This is a genomic window from Nocardioides sp. LHG3406-4 (genome assembly GCF_049897745.1).
Taxonomy (GTDB): domain Bacteria; phylum Actinomycetota; class Actinomycetes; order Propionibacteriales; family Nocardioidaceae; genus Nocardioides.
In genome coordinates this window covers 25,959-39,512 of record NZ_JAFCWV010000003.1, presented here as the reverse complement: position 1 = coordinate 39,512, position 13,554 = coordinate 25,959, and the positions used below count along the sequence as shown (strand labels likewise).

Annotated in this window: 17 protein-coding genes; 9 read left to right on the top strand and 8 right to left on the bottom strand. The window is 71.5% G+C overall.

Annotated features, from left to right (window positions below; genetic code table 11):
- The first annotated feature begins 168 nt into the window (after nucleotides 1-168).
- A complete protein-coding gene (locus ACP7BP_RS11935; protein ID WP_426245427.1) occupies nucleotides 169-1,425 on the top strand; it encodes an LCP family protein in 1,257 nt (418 codons plus the stop codon).
- An 88-nt stretch (nucleotides 1,426-1,513) separates the two neighbouring features.
- Here the strand turns inward: ACP7BP_RS11935 and ACP7BP_RS11930 are convergent, their stop codons facing one another.
- Nucleotides 1,514-2,491 (bottom strand): ribose-phosphate diphosphokinase, encoded by a 978-nt coding sequence (locus tag ACP7BP_RS11930; protein WP_426244842.1) that lies wholly within the window; start codon nucleotides 2,489-2,491, stop codon nucleotides 1,514-1,516.
- A gap of 220 nt (nucleotides 2,492-2,711) precedes the next feature.
- Here ACP7BP_RS11930 and ACP7BP_RS11925 point away from each other — a divergent pair, with 220 nt between their 5' ends.
- From ACP7BP_RS11925 to ACP7BP_RS11915, 3 genes are read left to right on the top strand one after another with little or no spacing between them, the layout of a single operon-like run.
- Complete coding sequence (locus ACP7BP_RS11925) at nucleotides 2,712-3,389, top strand: PadR family transcriptional regulator (protein ID WP_426244841.1); 678 nt, start codon at nucleotides 2,712-2,714, stop codon at nucleotides 3,387-3,389.
- Nucleotides 3,386-3,781: a DUF1707 domain-containing protein gene (locus ACP7BP_RS11920; protein WP_426244840.1), complete on the top strand. Its 396-nt coding sequence runs from the start codon at nucleotides 3,386-3,388 to the stop codon at nucleotides 3,779-3,781. The genes ACP7BP_RS11925 and ACP7BP_RS11920 overlap by 4 nt, the downstream gene beginning before the upstream one ends.
- A gap of 19 nt (nucleotides 3,782-3,800) precedes the next feature.
- Nucleotides 3,801-4,274 (top strand): DUF6328 family protein, encoded by a 474-nt coding sequence (locus tag ACP7BP_RS11915; protein WP_426244839.1) that lies wholly within the window; start codon nucleotides 3,801-3,803, stop codon nucleotides 4,272-4,274.
- Here the strand turns inward: ACP7BP_RS11915 and ACP7BP_RS11910 are convergent.
- Both ACP7BP_RS11910 and ACP7BP_RS11905 read right to left on the bottom strand, forming a co-directional pair.
- The gene (locus ACP7BP_RS11910) at nucleotides 4,271-4,597 is read right to left on the bottom strand and encodes a plasmid stabilization protein (protein WP_426244838.1); all 327 of its coding nucleotides are present in this window, start codon (nucleotides 4,595-4,597) and stop codon (nucleotides 4,271-4,273) included. The two genes, ACP7BP_RS11915 and ACP7BP_RS11910, sit on opposite strands and share 4 nt — an antisense overlap.
- Nucleotides 4,598-4,689: 92 nt before the next feature.
- A complete protein-coding gene (locus tag ACP7BP_RS11905) occupies nucleotides 4,690-4,923 on the bottom strand; it encodes a hypothetical protein (protein ID WP_426244837.1) in 234 nt (77 codons plus the stop codon).
- Between the two features lie 216 nt (nucleotides 4,924-5,139).
- Here ACP7BP_RS11905 and ACP7BP_RS11900 point away from each other — a divergent pair, with 216 nt between their 5' ends.
- Nucleotides 5,140-5,277, top strand: a complete 138-nt coding sequence (locus ACP7BP_RS11900; protein WP_426244836.1) for a CinA family protein — start codon at nucleotides 5,140-5,142, stop codon at nucleotides 5,275-5,277.
- A gap of 237 nt (nucleotides 5,278-5,514) precedes the next feature.
- Here the strand turns inward: ACP7BP_RS11900 and ACP7BP_RS11895 are convergent, their stop codons facing one another.
- A complete protein-coding gene (locus tag ACP7BP_RS11895; protein ID WP_426244835.1) occupies nucleotides 5,515-5,676 on the bottom strand; it encodes a hypothetical protein in 162 nt (53 codons plus the stop codon).
- A gap of 181 nt (nucleotides 5,677-5,857) precedes the next feature.
- Here ACP7BP_RS11895 and ACP7BP_RS11890 point away from each other — a divergent pair, with 181 nt between their 5' ends.
- Nucleotides 5,858-7,093, top strand: coding sequence for a cation:proton antiporter (locus ACP7BP_RS11890; RefSeq protein ID WP_426244834.1), 1,236 nt, complete (start codon nucleotides 5,858-5,860; stop codon nucleotides 7,091-7,093).
- A 32-nt stretch (nucleotides 7,094-7,125) separates the two neighbouring features.
- Here ACP7BP_RS11890 and ACP7BP_RS11885 read toward each other — a convergent pair whose 3' ends face one another.
- Nucleotides 7,126-7,416 carry an SHOCT domain-containing protein gene (locus tag ACP7BP_RS11885; protein WP_426244833.1) on the bottom strand — a complete coding sequence of 97 codons (291 nt, stop codon included), beginning with the start codon at nucleotides 7,414-7,416 and terminating at the stop codon, nucleotides 7,126-7,128.
- A gap of 1 nt (nucleotide 7,417) precedes the next feature.
- Nucleotides 7,418-7,879: a DUF6325 family protein gene (locus tag ACP7BP_RS11880; RefSeq protein ID WP_426244832.1), complete on the bottom strand. Its 462-nt coding sequence runs from the start codon at nucleotides 7,877-7,879 to the stop codon at nucleotides 7,418-7,420.
- A gap of 165 nt (nucleotides 7,880-8,044) precedes the next feature.
- On the opposite strand from ACP7BP_RS11880, the gene ACP7BP_RS11875 reads away from it, so the two are divergent.
- Nucleotides 8,045-8,413 carry a phage holin family protein gene (locus ACP7BP_RS11875; protein ID WP_426244831.1) on the top strand — a complete coding sequence of 123 codons (369 nt, stop codon included), beginning with the start codon at nucleotides 8,045-8,047 and terminating at the stop codon, nucleotides 8,411-8,413.
- A gap of 478 nt (nucleotides 8,414-8,891) precedes the next feature.
- On the opposite strand, the gene ACP7BP_RS11870 is transcribed toward ACP7BP_RS11875, so the two are convergent.
- The gene (locus ACP7BP_RS11870; protein ID WP_426244830.1) at nucleotides 8,892-9,359 is read right to left on the bottom strand and encodes a hypothetical protein; all 468 of its coding nucleotides are present in this window, start codon (nucleotides 9,357-9,359) and stop codon (nucleotides 8,892-8,894) included.
- A 262-nt stretch (nucleotides 9,360-9,621) separates the two neighbouring features.
- Here ACP7BP_RS11870 and ACP7BP_RS11865 point away from each other — a divergent pair, with 262 nt between their 5' ends.
- Entirely contained in the window at nucleotides 9,622-9,879 is a 258-nt protein-coding gene (locus ACP7BP_RS11865; RefSeq protein WP_426244829.1) for a hypothetical protein, read from the top strand.
- Here ACP7BP_RS11865 and ACP7BP_RS11860 read toward each other — a convergent pair.
- Complete coding sequence (locus ACP7BP_RS11860) at nucleotides 9,825-11,114, bottom strand: MFS transporter (protein ID WP_426244828.1); 1,290 nt, start codon at nucleotides 11,112-11,114, stop codon at nucleotides 9,825-9,827. The two genes, ACP7BP_RS11865 and ACP7BP_RS11860, sit on opposite strands and share 55 nt — an antisense overlap.
- A 106-nt stretch (nucleotides 11,115-11,220) precedes the next feature.
- Here ACP7BP_RS11860 and ACP7BP_RS11855 point away from each other — a divergent pair, with 106 nt between their 5' ends.
- Nucleotides 11,221-13,485 (top strand): LuxR C-terminal-related transcriptional regulator, encoded by a 2,265-nt coding sequence (locus ACP7BP_RS11855; protein ID WP_426244827.1) that lies wholly within the window; start codon nucleotides 11,221-11,223, stop codon nucleotides 13,483-13,485.
- The last annotated feature ends 69 nt before the right edge of the window (nucleotides 13,486-13,554 follow it).

The window sequence follows — 13,554 nt, the reverse complement described above, 5'->3', positions numbered from 1 at the left end:
GACAGCATCCTCACCGTCGACACCCGGCTCCGGACCGCCGCTGCCGCGCGCTTCGCCCTGACTCGTCTGATTCGCTCGCAGCGCGACAGCATCCTCACCGTCGACACCCGGCTCCGGACCGCCGCTGCCGCGCGCTTCGCTCATGACTCGCACGGTAGCGTCTCGGCCATGGCAGGACGTCCCCCGGGAAAGGGTGGCCCGGAGGAGGGCACGCCCGAGTACGACTGGCTCTACGGCAAGGGCCACGACGGCCCGCCGCCGGACGACGCCACGCGCGCCGTGCCCCGGGCGAGCAGGCCCCGCACCGACGAGACCCGCGTGCTGCCCACCATGTCGCGCGCCGACCGGGCGCGCGGCGAGCGCGAGCAGGGTGCTGCCACCCAGACCTCCCCCGCCGACGTACCGCCACCTCCGCGCGGACCGGGCACCGGCCGCGACAGCGGCGGGCGAGGGCCGTCGCGGCCACGCCGGCTGCCGCGCGTGCGCCTTCGCTGGGTCAAGTGGGTGCTGATCCTGTGGCTGGTCTTCCTGGTCGCGGTGCCGTTCTGGGCATGGACGAAGGTCTCGAAGGTCGACGCCATGCCCGGCGGCGACCGCCCGGGCGACCAGCCCGGAACGACGTACCTCCTGGTCGGCAGCGACTCCCGCGCCGACCTCACCGAGGAGGAGCGCAAGCAGCTCGGCACGGGCGGGGACGTCGGCCAGCGCACCGACACGATCATGCTGCTGCACACCGGATCCGGCCCCAACCTGCTCATGTCGATCCCTCGCGACTCGATCGTCGCCATCCCCGGTCACGACAGCACCAAGATTAACGCCGCCTATGCGTACGGCGGCCCGAAGCTGCTCGTGCAGACGATCGAGCAGAACACCGGGATCCGCATCGACGACTACGTCGAGATCGGCTTCGGTGGCTTCGTCGGCATGGTCGACGCCCTCGGCGGCGTCGAGATCTGCCCCAACAACGCGATGAAGGACCCGCTGGCCAACCTGGACATCCCCAAGGGCTGCCAGGAGGCCGACGGCAAGACCGCCCTGGGCTACGCCCGCTCGCGACACACGTCGCAGCAGCTCGGGGACATCAAGCGGGCCCAGCACCAGCGCGAGGTCGTGTCGGCGATCGGCAGCGAGGCCCTCTCGCCGTGGACGGTCCTCAACCCGGTCCGCTACTACAACCTCGCCATGGCCTCGGCACGATCGTTCAACGTGAGCGACGGCACCAGCGCCTTCTCGCTCGGCCGTTTCGGCGTCGCGATGACCCGGGTCGACGGGAGCAAGGGACTGACCTGTGGCGTGCCGATCCGCGACCTCGCGGTCAACTGGGACGACGAGCGCTCCCAGCAGATGTTCCAGCACATCATCGAGGACGACACCGACGGCATCTCCAAGCAGCTCTGCACGCCGTCCGGCCTCCCGCCCCGCTGACCCGCCCGGCAGCCGGGTCCGGCACACCTCTCACAGCGCAGGTTGCTTGAGCGCGTGTCAACCCTAGGTTGACACAGAGCCAGGAGCGTCAGTCGAACAGGCGTGGCTGCGGCGGGCCGTGGGCGGGGTCGACCCCGTCGAAGAGGCTGCTCACGGACTCACCGTCGTGGATGCGGTCGATGGCCGAGGCGAACAGCCCCGCGACCGTGCGCACCTTCAGGTCCGGCCAGTCGAACGGCGGCGGCACCGTGTCGGTGGTGATGACCTCGGAGATCATCGGGTGCTCGCGCAACCGCTCGAGCGCCTTGCCGACGAAGAGGCCGTGGGTGCACGCCACGGCCGCCTCGGTGCAGCCCTGCTCGGCGAGCCGGTCGAGCAGCTCGACGATCGAGCCGCCGGTGGCGATCTCGTCATCGAGGACGATCGCCCGCTTGCCCTCGACGTCACCGACGATCGCGTCGATGACGACCTGGTCGTCGGCCAGACGCTTCTTGCTGCCCGCAGCCACGGGAAGGCCCAGCAACCGGGCGAACTGGCTCGCGGTCTTGGCGTTGCCGAAGTCCGGGGACACCACGACCGCGTCGGTGAGGTCCTGGCCCTGGAAGTGGTCGGCGAGCACCCCGAGGGCGGTCAGGTGGTCGACCGGGACGGAGAAGAAACCGTGCACCTGCGGCGCGTGCAGGCTCATCGTCAGCACCCGGTGGACACCCGCCGCCACGAGCATGTCGGCGACCAGGCGGCCGCCGATGGAGATGCGCGAGGCATCCTTCTTGTCCGAGCGCGCATACGCGAAGTACGGGATGACCGCGGTGATCTGCTGGGCGGAGGCGCCGCGCGCGGCGTCCACCATCAAGAGCAGCTCCATCAGGTGGTCCTGCGTGGGCGGGGACAGCGGCTGGACGATGTAGACGTCGCGCTGTCGGCAGTTGGCGAGCAGCTGCGCCTGGAGGCAGTCGTTGCTGAACCGGGTCAGCTCGACAGGACTCAGCTCGACCCCGAGCGCGTCGCAGATCGAGGCGGCGAGTGGCCGATGTGCGGAGCCGCTGAAGACGACGATCTCTCGCACGCGCTGGCTCCCTCAGGGGCGGACGGGTCATCCGGATGCACCGAGCGTATCCGTACCCGCTCCGTCCCGCCATGGCCGGTCGTCTCCGTCCGTCCACCGCCGGCGCCGACCTTCAGACAGCAGGAATCCACTTGTGCACGCCGATGTGTCGACGTACGCTCGCGATATATCGTGACTATGACGCGATGCGTCGACAGCTTTGTCGTAGGGAGGAACCGCGATGGGACACGGACATGGTGGGCACTGGCAGGGCTGGACCGACAACCCGGGCTGGGGAGGGCGACGCGGGCACGGCGGCCCGCCGCCGTGGCTGCAGGGCTTCTTCGGGATGGGCGCGGCCGGAGCTCCCTCTCAGCAGCCCGGCCCCAAGGTGCGCCGCGGCGACGTGCGGATGGCGATCATCGACGTGCTCCGGCAGGCCGCCGTCGACGGCACGTCCGTCAACGGCTACCAGGTGATCCAGCAGATCGCCGAGCGCAGCAACGACGCGTGGCGGCCCAGCCCCGGGTCGGTCTACCCGACCATCCAGCAGCTCCAGGACGAGGGGCTCGTCGAGTCCGACGACGAGCGCGGCCGCCGGACGCTGCGCCTCACCGCCACCGGGGAGGCTTACGCCGAAGAGCACGCCGAGGAGCTCACGAGAGTGTGGGCGCCGTTCGAGCGCCGCGAGCGTCCCACCGGATCCGGCACCCGGTCCGGCAGCCCGGACCTGAAGGCCGAGATCGGCCAGGTCATGGGCGCGGTCTGGCAGATCGTGACGCAGGGCTCCGACCAGCAGCGTCGCGCGGCCGTCGACACGCTGGTCGCCACCCGGCGCGAGCTCTACGGCATCTTGGCCGACGGCGCCGCTCCCGCCGCCGAGCCCGACATCGACGACGAGGAGGAGTTCCGGCCATGAACCACATCCTGCGCATCGGGGACGCGGAGCGCGAGCGCGCAGCCGCCGACCTGGCCGACCACTTCGCCCACGGGCGGCTTGGCAACGACGAGTACGACGAGCGGCTCGACGCCATCTGGACCGCCCGTACGGCGGGCGACCTGGCGCCGATCTTCGAGGACCTGCCGCGCCTCCAGCCCGAGCCGCCGCGGCCGTCGCGGCCCGCTCGGTCGCGGGTCCCGTGGCAGAGGCTGCGGGCACTGCCGTTCCTGCCCGTCCTCGCGGTGCTGATCGTGCTCACCGTGCTCACGGGCTGGCCGCTGTGGGTGCTGATCTTCTTCATCGGCTTCGGCGCCATGGGCCACGGCCGCCGCCTCGGCGGCTGCGGAGGGACGACCTCGACCGAGCGCTGAGCGCGCGTACCGTGTGCCGATGGATGCCGCGGACCCCAACGATCGCAAGACGATCGACCGCAACTGGAACGAGCTCCTGCAGGAGCTGAGGGTCACCCAGACCGGGGTCCAGATCCTCACCGGGTTCCTGCTCACGGTGCCGTTCACCGAGCGGTTCGAGGACCTCGACCGGCTGCAGGTGACCACGTACCTGGTGGTGATGGCCGGGGCCGTGCTCACCACGGGCCTGGTGGTCGCACCGGTGGCCTTCCACCGCGTGCTCTTCCGGCGCCGGCAGCGACGCTGGCTGGTCGAGGCTGCGAACCGGTGCGCCCGGGTCGGCCTGGCGCTGCTCGCGCTGACCAGCTCCGGTGTGCTCTTCCTCGTGTTCGACGTCGCGCTCGGGACCGCGCCCGGCTTGGTCGCCCTCGGCGTGGCCCTGACGTTCTTCGCGGTGTGCTGGGCCGTCGTACCCCTCGTCGGTGAGCGGCGCGGCGACTACCCACAGCCCTAGCGCCCCACGGCCTTCTCGAGCTCGGCCTTGGTCATCTTCGACCGGCCCTTGACGCCCTTGTCCTTGGCCTCGTTGTAGAGCTGGTCGCGGGTGCGCCCTCCGCCGCCGGTGTGGGAGCGGAGCCCGCCGCGGCGGCCCGAGGAGATGTCCTTCGTGGAGAGCTCACTGCTCTCCTTCGCCTCGCCGGCACGTGCCCGCTCCTTGTTGACGGTGCGGGCCGCGATCTCCTCCGCCTTCTCCTCACTGTGCCCGCGCTCCTCGAGGCCCTCCTTGATGTGGTCGTACTGGCGCTCGCGCTTCTTGCTCCATCCCTGCTGGGGCATGACTGCCTCCTCTGCAAACCTCTGACGACCTCTTCACGATGCCGCGCCCACCGGCGGGGTTCAACCCGCACGCCCGGGCGTCGAGGCGCAGGTCAGCGGGAGGACTCGTTGCTCTCCTCCGGGATGCCGTGCCGCGGCGGAGCGTCAGGTCCCGCCGTGCCCTCCTGAGGGCGACCGGACTCGGCGTCCGGGCTGCCTGCCGTCGCGTCCGACGGGGAGATCGGGTCGGGACCGTCGGGGTCCAGCCCCGACACCTCGGAGACCTGGCCGCCCGCAGCGGTGTCGTCCGCTGCCGACGGGTCGTCTGCTGTGCGCTCGTGAGTCATGCCTCGAGGTACCCAGCACCGCGCCCCGGAAACGCCGGTCACGGTTTCCGCACGATCCCGCTGGGTACCTGACACGGGCAAGGATCCGCCCGATCTGCGGAGGACGGCCATCACCGACACCACTCCGCACCCCGAGTCACTGACCTCCGGCAAACGTGACCACCTGGCTGGGAGCCGTGGTCGCCCACGACGGATCCATGACGTTCGACGTACTCGGTGTCGAGCCCGGCCCCGTGGTCACCGAGGGGCGCGCAGCAGATGGCGAACGGAGTACGGCGACTGCTCGAGGCGGACGTGTCCGTGGCGCTCACCGGGGTCGGTGCTGGCGGCGTCGGTCACGGCGGCCCTGGCTGAGCTCGCCGACGCGCACACCTACGACCCCGACCTGCCCGGGGCCGGATCGATGGCCGCACAAGGGCAGTGCTCGCACCATGCGCAGCGCGGCGACGACGCCGGCTCGTGCGCCGGCGAGGCCGTGGTTCGTTCGAGGACCGGCAGTGGCAGTGGCAGTCGGGCTGCTCCCTGGCACTCGAGCAGCTGGTCGTACGAGGTGAGATCGAGCCCCTGTGGCAGGGTGCCTAGGAACGGCGGTCAGGCGCCGTTGGAGGCCTCGTGCCAGTCCCAGTGGGCCTTCGGGTAGTCGCCGGCGCCGGCGACCAGCGAACCGCACACCCGGCAGATCAGGCGGTCCTTGGAATCCGCGTCGAACATGTCCATGAGGTTCGGCTCCGGGGCGCCGGTTCCTTCTGCCATGCCCGCACGATAGTTCCCGCTCAACGTCTCGGCCACCGGAGCGCCCGAGCACTCACGCGCCGAGCTCGGGCGACGCCAGGCGAGGTTCACCCGCCCCGGGTGAGTCACCGGGGTGCGTGGCCGTGCGCATGCTGACCCTTCACGCTGGTGTACGGATCCCGGCCGCGCTCAGGAGACGCAGATGGACATCGGTCGAATCGCAGTCCTGGGTGCGATCTGTGTCGTCGCGTACCTCGCCGGCGAGGTGCTGGCCAAGCGCCATGTGCCGCGACTGCCCGTCTACCTGGCGGTCGGCGCTCTGGCCGGGCTGGCCATCTCCCACGCCCGTGACGCCGCGGACGTGGCCTTCCCCGGTGTGTCGTCGGTCGCCCTCGGCGTCATCGGCTTCGTCGCGGGCAGCCACCTGGTGTGGCCGGCGATCCGTCGCCAGGCACGCGCGATCGGCCTGCAGGTCGTGGGCATGAGCGTCGCCGTGCCGCTGTTCGCGTCGGGGATCGTCGCGTTCGTCCTGCGCGACCAGGAGACGTCGGTGACCGTCGCCGCAGCGCTGCTCACCGGGACGATCATGCTGGCCCTGTCGCCACCAGAGGCCATCGCCGTCATCTCGGAGTCTCGCGCGGCTGGTCCCTTCACCAGGCTCGTCCTGGGCGCGACGGTGGTGATGGACGTCGTGGTAGTCGTCGGCTTCTCGGTGGCGCTGACGGCGGCCAACGCGCTGCTGGGTGACGATGCGTCCCTCGGCAGCCTGGTGGCCGGGGTGACGGTGGGGCTGCTGCTGTCCGTGGCTGCCGGGCTGGTCGTCGGCGCATTCCTGATCTTCGTCGTACGCCGGGCCGGCAGCTTCCGGAGCGCGGCGCTCCTCATCGTGGCGGCCTCGGCAGCGAGCGTGTGGCTGGCGGTCGTGGCCGTGCACTGGGCAGAGTCTCGACTGGACGTCCATGCCGAGGTGGAGTCCCTGCTGGTCGCGATGATCGCCGGGGTGCTGGTGGCGAACACCGCCGCGGAGGGACCCTTCGCCGAGCTCCTCGAGAGGCTGGCGCCGCCGGTCTACGTGGTCTTCTTCACCTTGACGGGCCTGGGGCTGCACCTGGATGCCCTCCTGGCCGCCGCCGTCCCCGCCGCGCTGCTGTGGGTCGTACGCGGTGCGGGGCTCTGGGTGGGCTCCCGCACGGCGATGACGGTTGCGGGCGAGAGCGACCAGGTGCGGAAGGTGGCCTGGAAGGCCTTCGTGCCGCAGGCCGGCATCGCGCTCGCACTGGCGGCCACCGTCGCGGAGACCTACCCCAGGTTCGGTGACACCCTCGCGACCGTCGTGATCGGCACCGTGGTCCTCAATGAGGCCATCGGGCCGTTCTTCCTCCGGTCCGCCCTCGAGTCGGTCGGCGAGACGGCGCCGACCGAGGAGCTGCTGCACTGAGCAGGCCATGGCTCGCCGCGGGAACCGGTTCGTCAGCGCGCCAAGATGCGGGCCTTCTGCTCCTGGAACTCGTCGTCGGTGAGGATCCCCTGCGCCTTGAGGTCGGCGAGGGCACGCAGCTGCGTGATGACGTCGTCGGTCGATGGTGTTGCGGAGGGCGGCGCCTGCCCCACCTGCTCCTGGTAGGCCCGCTGGCGGAGGACGGCCGTCCTGGCGTCGTCCTCGGCGAACCGGGCGGCCTGCCGACGCGCGACCCGCCCGCTCACCGCGGTCGCGGTCCCGGAGATCACGGCGGTTCGGGCGATGCCTCGCAACAGTGACATGTCATTCTCCTGCGTTGGTCGTGAGGTGGGCGTCGAGCTCGTCGAGTGCACGCGTGACGTCCTGCTCGGCAAGCCGAGCGCTGGCGATCAGGCGTCCTCCGGACTCCCAGGCAGCAGTGATGAAGGGGATGGCCCAGGTGTTCTCGTAGACCACCAGGACGGCGAGGGTGCCGGGCTCCATCGCGCCGGCGGCCTCGGCGATGTCGGACTCGTCGAGCAGCCCCGAGACGGCCCAGGCCAGGCGGGCGAAGCCGCCGAGCCCCGAAGCGGGGTCGGTCAGCTCGACGGCGTGCACCGCCCCGTCGGCGTCCTTGCCGATGACCTGGATGTCGTAGACGCTGACGATCCCCCACTCCACGAGCTCGAGCAGGGCTTCCGCTCCCCCACCCGTGAGCCGATCGCCCTGGAACTCGATGAGCACGAAGTCGATCGGCCCGCGTAGCTCCTGTGGCGTCTCAGTCATCTGGCTTCACCCTTCGCGGTCGGCAGTCGTGGCTCCAGGCCGACAGTGCCGTCGTACCGACGTCGCCGGTTCACCCGTGGCAGGTGAGCGTTGCGCCGGGCGTCGCTCCTACCGTGCGGTGGAGGCCGTTCCCGCGCTGCCCCGCCCTCGACCCCAGGAGTCGTCATGTTGAAGCAGCTGATCGTCGTGTGGCTCGTCGTGGCTGCCGCCATCGCCGTCACCGCCGCCCTCGTCCCGTCGGTGGAGATCGACGGAGGACTCGTCGCGCTCCTGGGGGTCGCCCTGCTGTTCGGCCTCGTCAACGCCCTGATCGGCCCGCTGCTCAGGCTGGTGTCCCTGCCGCTGACCATGGTGACACTCGGCCTCTTCGGCCTGGTCGTCAACGGCGCGCTGCTCGCCATCACCGCGGGACTGACGGACGCCCTCGACGTCGGCGGGGTGCTGGCCACGATTCTGGCCGCGATACTCATCTCCGCCGTCACCGCGCTGCTGCTGTTCTTCACCGTGCGGGTCTTCGAGCCGCAGCCCGAGTAGGACCGGGCCTCATCGTCACGGGACCTCGGTCGGCGCGGCGACCGAGGTCGTCGCCCGGTCCGTCTCCGGGGGATCGCTCGCGAGCACTCGACGACCAGCAGCGCGAAGCCGGTCACCAGGACGAACAGCAGGGCCGTGCCGCCGGTCGGATGGTCCTGCGCGAGGTAGCCCAGGGCGGCGATGCCCACGATCGCGACCCGGAGCGGTCCGCGGTACTGCGCCAGCGCGACCCCCAGCCTGGTGTCGAGGCCGGAGACGAGCAGCACCCGCGAGCGGTCACGGGCGACGACCACCGCCGTCGCGATCAGGGCCAGTCCCAGCACGGGCAGCCAGAGCGCGAGGTCGTCGACGAACCCGAGGAGTCTCTGCACCCGGGACAGGTCGTCGGAGCGCACGAGTGCCTAGGACGCCTCAACCTCGGGGATCCGTTCGGCGATGCCGAAGCCCGCGTCCGACAGCTGGGACTTCACGGCGTCGATCAGCACGGCCAGGTTGACCGAGACCTGGCCGTGCTGATCTCCACGGCGCCGTCGGTCTTGCCGGTGAGGGCGGCGACCGGCTCGGATTGCGCCGTGCGCTTGGCCTCGACCCGGGCCTTCGCGATCGCATCAGAGCGCACGAGGGCGTCGATCCGGTCGCGCACGAAGCTGCGCACCCCGCTGGTCAGCGGCCCCGACAGCGCGCGCAGCGTGTCGGCCGCCTCCGGCGGGCGTCCCGGCGCCTCCAGCGCGGTGATCAGCTGGTCGGTGGCGGCGTCGAGGTCGAGGTAGGAGAAGACGACCTCCTCGATGCGCGCGGCGACAGCGTCCTGGACGTCAGGGTCGTCGGCGAGCGGGGCCACTGTCGCGAGGTACCGGTCCGTGTCTTGGATCTGACCGCCGGCCCAGGTGGCGAGTACCGACAGGGGCGCCAGCAGCGCCGCCATGGCGATCAGCAGCCCGGCCACCACCGGCCGCCACCAGCCACGCCGGCGAGGTGAGCAGCTCCTGAGCGGCGAGCGGCGCCCGGAGGCGTGCGACCTCGTCCTGAAGACGGGCAACCTCGTCGGAGGGCCGCGTGCTGTGGCTGGCGGGTTGCTCGGAGCTGGGCATGGTCCACCGTGCGACCGTCGCCGGGGGTGGCGTCACCCGCGAAGGGTGACTCGCCCGACCCGGTGCGAGGAGCATGGTGGTCCGGTCATCGCCGTACGTCGCCGAATCGAGACCCCCATGTCGAGAGCCGCCTACGAGATCCGTGCCGTCGGAGAGGTGCCGCCCCGCGTCCTCGAGGACTTCGAGGGCGTCACCGTGACGGTCGACGTCGCTGGCAGCACCATCCGCGCCGACCTGGCCGACGAGGCCGAGCTGCACGGGGTGCTCGAGGCCCTGCGCCGCGAGGGCTTCCTGCTCGTCGACGTCCGCAAGGAGATGGACTACGAACCCGAGGCCCCCGACGACTTACCGGACGCGTCGTCCACCGAGGTCTGAGCGCCCCGGCCGAGGTCGCCGAAGGCGCTCTCCGGCCAGGACCACAGGGCCGCGAACGCGAGCAGCGCGACCGTGGCGACGTAGAGGGCCGGAGCCATCGCCTGACCGGTCGTCTGGAAGAGCACCTGGTCGATGAAGGGTGCCGTCCCGCCCACCGCGGCCGAGGCCAGGCCGGCGGTCAGAGCGACCCCGGTGGCGCGCAGGCCGGTGGGGAACATCTCGGCCAGCAGCGCGACCGACAGGACACCGCCGACCAGCCCACCCGACAGCAGGTCGGCGATCAGCAGGGCCCCCACCGAGCCGCTCCTGGCCATCGCGAGGAGGGGTACGGCGCCGAGCGCCAGCAGGCCCACGGACACCAGGACCACCGGCCGGCGCCCCACACGGTCGGAGAGCGACCCCAGCACGAGTGCCGACGCCGCGCCGCCGAGCAGGCCTACGACCGCGACGAGCAGCACCGCTGTGGGAGACAGGTCGGTCGTGGCGATCAGGTGGTTGGGCAGGAAGATGAAGAACGTGTTGAAGGCCAGCGACCCCGACGCGATGAACGCGAATCCGGTCAGCCACGCGCGGCGATGGCCGGTCCACAGCAACCGGACCGGGTGCGGCTCGAGCGCTTGGCTGCGGAGCGCCTGCACGAACAGCGGCGACTCCGCCACCCGACGCCGCAGGTAGAAGCCCACGGCGCCCAGTGGCAGTGCCACCAGGAACGCGATGCGCCACCAGCCGGCCTCCAGCCGCGCGGGTGGCAGGAGGTGGAGCAGCCCGCCGACGGTGAGACCCGCCGCGACCCCGACGGCCAGCGTGGCCGTGTGCCACGCCGCGAAGGCGCCGCGCCGTCCATCCGGTGCGGACTCGGTGATGAACACGGCCGCGAGGCCCAGCTCCCCACCGGCTGCGAGCCCCTGCGTGGCACGCAGGAGGAGGATGCCGCACGAGGCCAGGACGCCGATGGTCGCGTAGCCGGGCAGGACACCGATCGCGGCGGTCGCGCCACTCATGAGCAGCACCACGCCGACGAGCACCGGCTTGCGCCCCCGCGCGTCGGCCAGGACGCCGAACACCACCGCCCCCACAGGTCTCACCAGAAACGCGGTCGCATAGACGGCGAAAGCGGCCAAGAGTACGGTTGCGGTGTCCTGGGAGGGATAGAACACCGGAGTGACCAGCACGCCGAGGGCGCCGTAGATGGCGAAGTCGTACCACTCGACTGAGTTGCCGACGCACGCTGCCACCAAGGCCCGTCGCGCGGATGTCGCGGTGTGGTCCAGCTCACCGCAAGGTCGCGACACACCGCGAGCCTAGACCGGGAGGTCGCAGGGCACGAGGGAGCGAGGGCCCATGACGGGCAACGAGTCGACGGAGCCCGGCGATGCTGCCGCGCTCGGAGCGTCGGTCGACTCCTTCCTGGAGGCGAAGCTGCACTGGCCCCCCAGCCGCGAGGACTGGCTGCACCGCCGGCGACTGGTCCGTCGCATGGCTGGTGCGTGCGACCACCCGGTCACCCTGGTCGCCGCCCCGGCCGGGTACGGCAAGACGATCCTGGTGGCCCAGTGGCTCGAGGAGACCCGCCCACGCGCGGGATGGGTGTCGCTGGACTCCGGCGACAACGACCCCAACCGGCTGTGGGCCCATGTCGCCGCAGCGCTGGAGCGAGCGGGCTGCCGGCTGGACTCGAACCGGCCCAACCACCGGGTGGGGAGCGATGTCGTCGCCCCGGGATCGATGCTGTCCGCCATCGTCGATGCCCTCGCCGCGTCGCGTGAGGACATCGTGCTGGTACTTGACGACTTCCACTTCGTCCGAGAGGCCAGCTGCCACACGCAGGTCGAGTTCCTCGTCGAGCACCTGCCTCCCCAGGCGCACCTGGTCGTCGTGACCCGTTCGGATCCCGGCCTGCGCCTGGGACGGCTGCGCGCGTCCGGAGGCCTGCTGGAGATCCGGGCGGGCGACCTCGGCTTCACCCCGGACGAGGCCCATGCGCTCCTCACCCAGGAACGCGTGGGCCTGGGCGTCGACTCGGTGCGGCTGCTCATGCAGCGGACCGAGGGCTGGCCGGCCGGCATCTACCTGGCCCTGCTGTCCCTCGCAGGACGCCCGGACCCCGACGCCTTCGTGCGCGACTTCAGCGGCGGCAACCGCTACATCGGCGACTACCTCACCGAGGAGGTGCTCAGCCGGCACTCGGACGAGGTGCGCGAGTTCATCACGACCGTGTCCATCCTCGACCGCTTCTCGGCCGCGCTGTGCGACCACGTGGCAGGCATCACCGGCTCCGCGTCGATCCTGCGCGAGCTCGAGCACTCCAACCTCTTCCTCGTCCCCCTGGACGGTGATGGCCGGTGGTACCGCTTCCACCACCTCTTCGCGGCCGTCGCCCGCAGTGAGCTGGAGCTTCAACGCCCCGGACACAGCCGCCTGCTGCACTCCCGCGCCGCCGAGTGGTTCACCGCCCGGGGCAACGTCGACGAGGCGGTCAGGCACTCGATCGCGGCGGGCGACACAGAGTCCGCGGCCGTGCTGGTCCAGGGCCACTGGTTGCAGTTCGTGGACGCCGGCCGCATCGCGACCGTGCTGGGCTGGCTCCAGGCCATCGGACCTCCCACGGAGGCGACCGACCCGGCGGCGAGCGTGACCGCTGCCTGGGTGGCCGCCCTCATCGGTGACGAGCTGGCCCTGACCGACAGGCTCACGGCCATGGACGCCTTCCGCGACCACGGCCCGCTCCCCGACGGCTCGCGATCGGTCGAGTCCGCTATGGCCATGATCCACGGGCTCTTCGGCTACGGCGGTCCGGTCGAGATGATGCGGGGCGCCGAACGCGCGGTGGCGCTCGAGACCGACCGGCACTCGCCCTTCTACGCGCTGGCCCACGTCACGCTGGGGCACGCCGCCTACGTGGCCGGCGACCTGGAGCGCGCGCTCGCTCCCCTGGCCAACGCCCGGCGCAGCGACCGGGCACCGGCGATCATCCAGGCCCTCGCGCTGGCCACCGAGTCACTGGTGGAGGACGAGCGGCGCAACATCGGGCGAGCACGCGAGTGCGCGGAGGCCGCCATGGAGATCCTCGAGTCGCACGGCCTGCGGGCCGTGCCCCAGGCCTCGCTCGCCTTCACGGCGCTCGGGCAGGCCCACGCGGCCGCAGGATCGGTCGACCAGGCACTCGTCACCCTCGAGCAGGGGCTCGCGCTCCGCCGTGAGACGTCGGCGCACGGCCCCTGGGGCATGGTCCACCACCTGCTCGTGCATGCCCGCGTCGCGGCCGAGGTCGGACAGCCGGAGGCGGCTCGTGACCTCCTCGGTGACCTGGCCTCGCGGCTGGAGCGCTACACCGACGGCATGGAGGCCATCGACGCCCGGGTCGCCGCCGTACGACGCCTGCTCCAAGGTCCCCGCCACGAGGCCGCCGTCGGCGAGGCGCTGACCGGACGGGAGCTGGACATCCTTCGCCTCCTGCAGGGCAGCATGAGCCTGCAGGAGATCGCCGGGGAGCTGTACCTGTCGTTCAACACGGTCAAGACCCATGCCCGCGCCGTCTACCGCAAGCTCGGTGTGCACACGCGGGCCGAGGCCGTGCTCGCGGGACGGCAGCAGGGCCTCGTCTGAGCCCGTGCACCCCTCGATCTCACCCGGGTGAGATCGCCCGGCGGGTGAGGCGGACTCACCCTCGCAGGC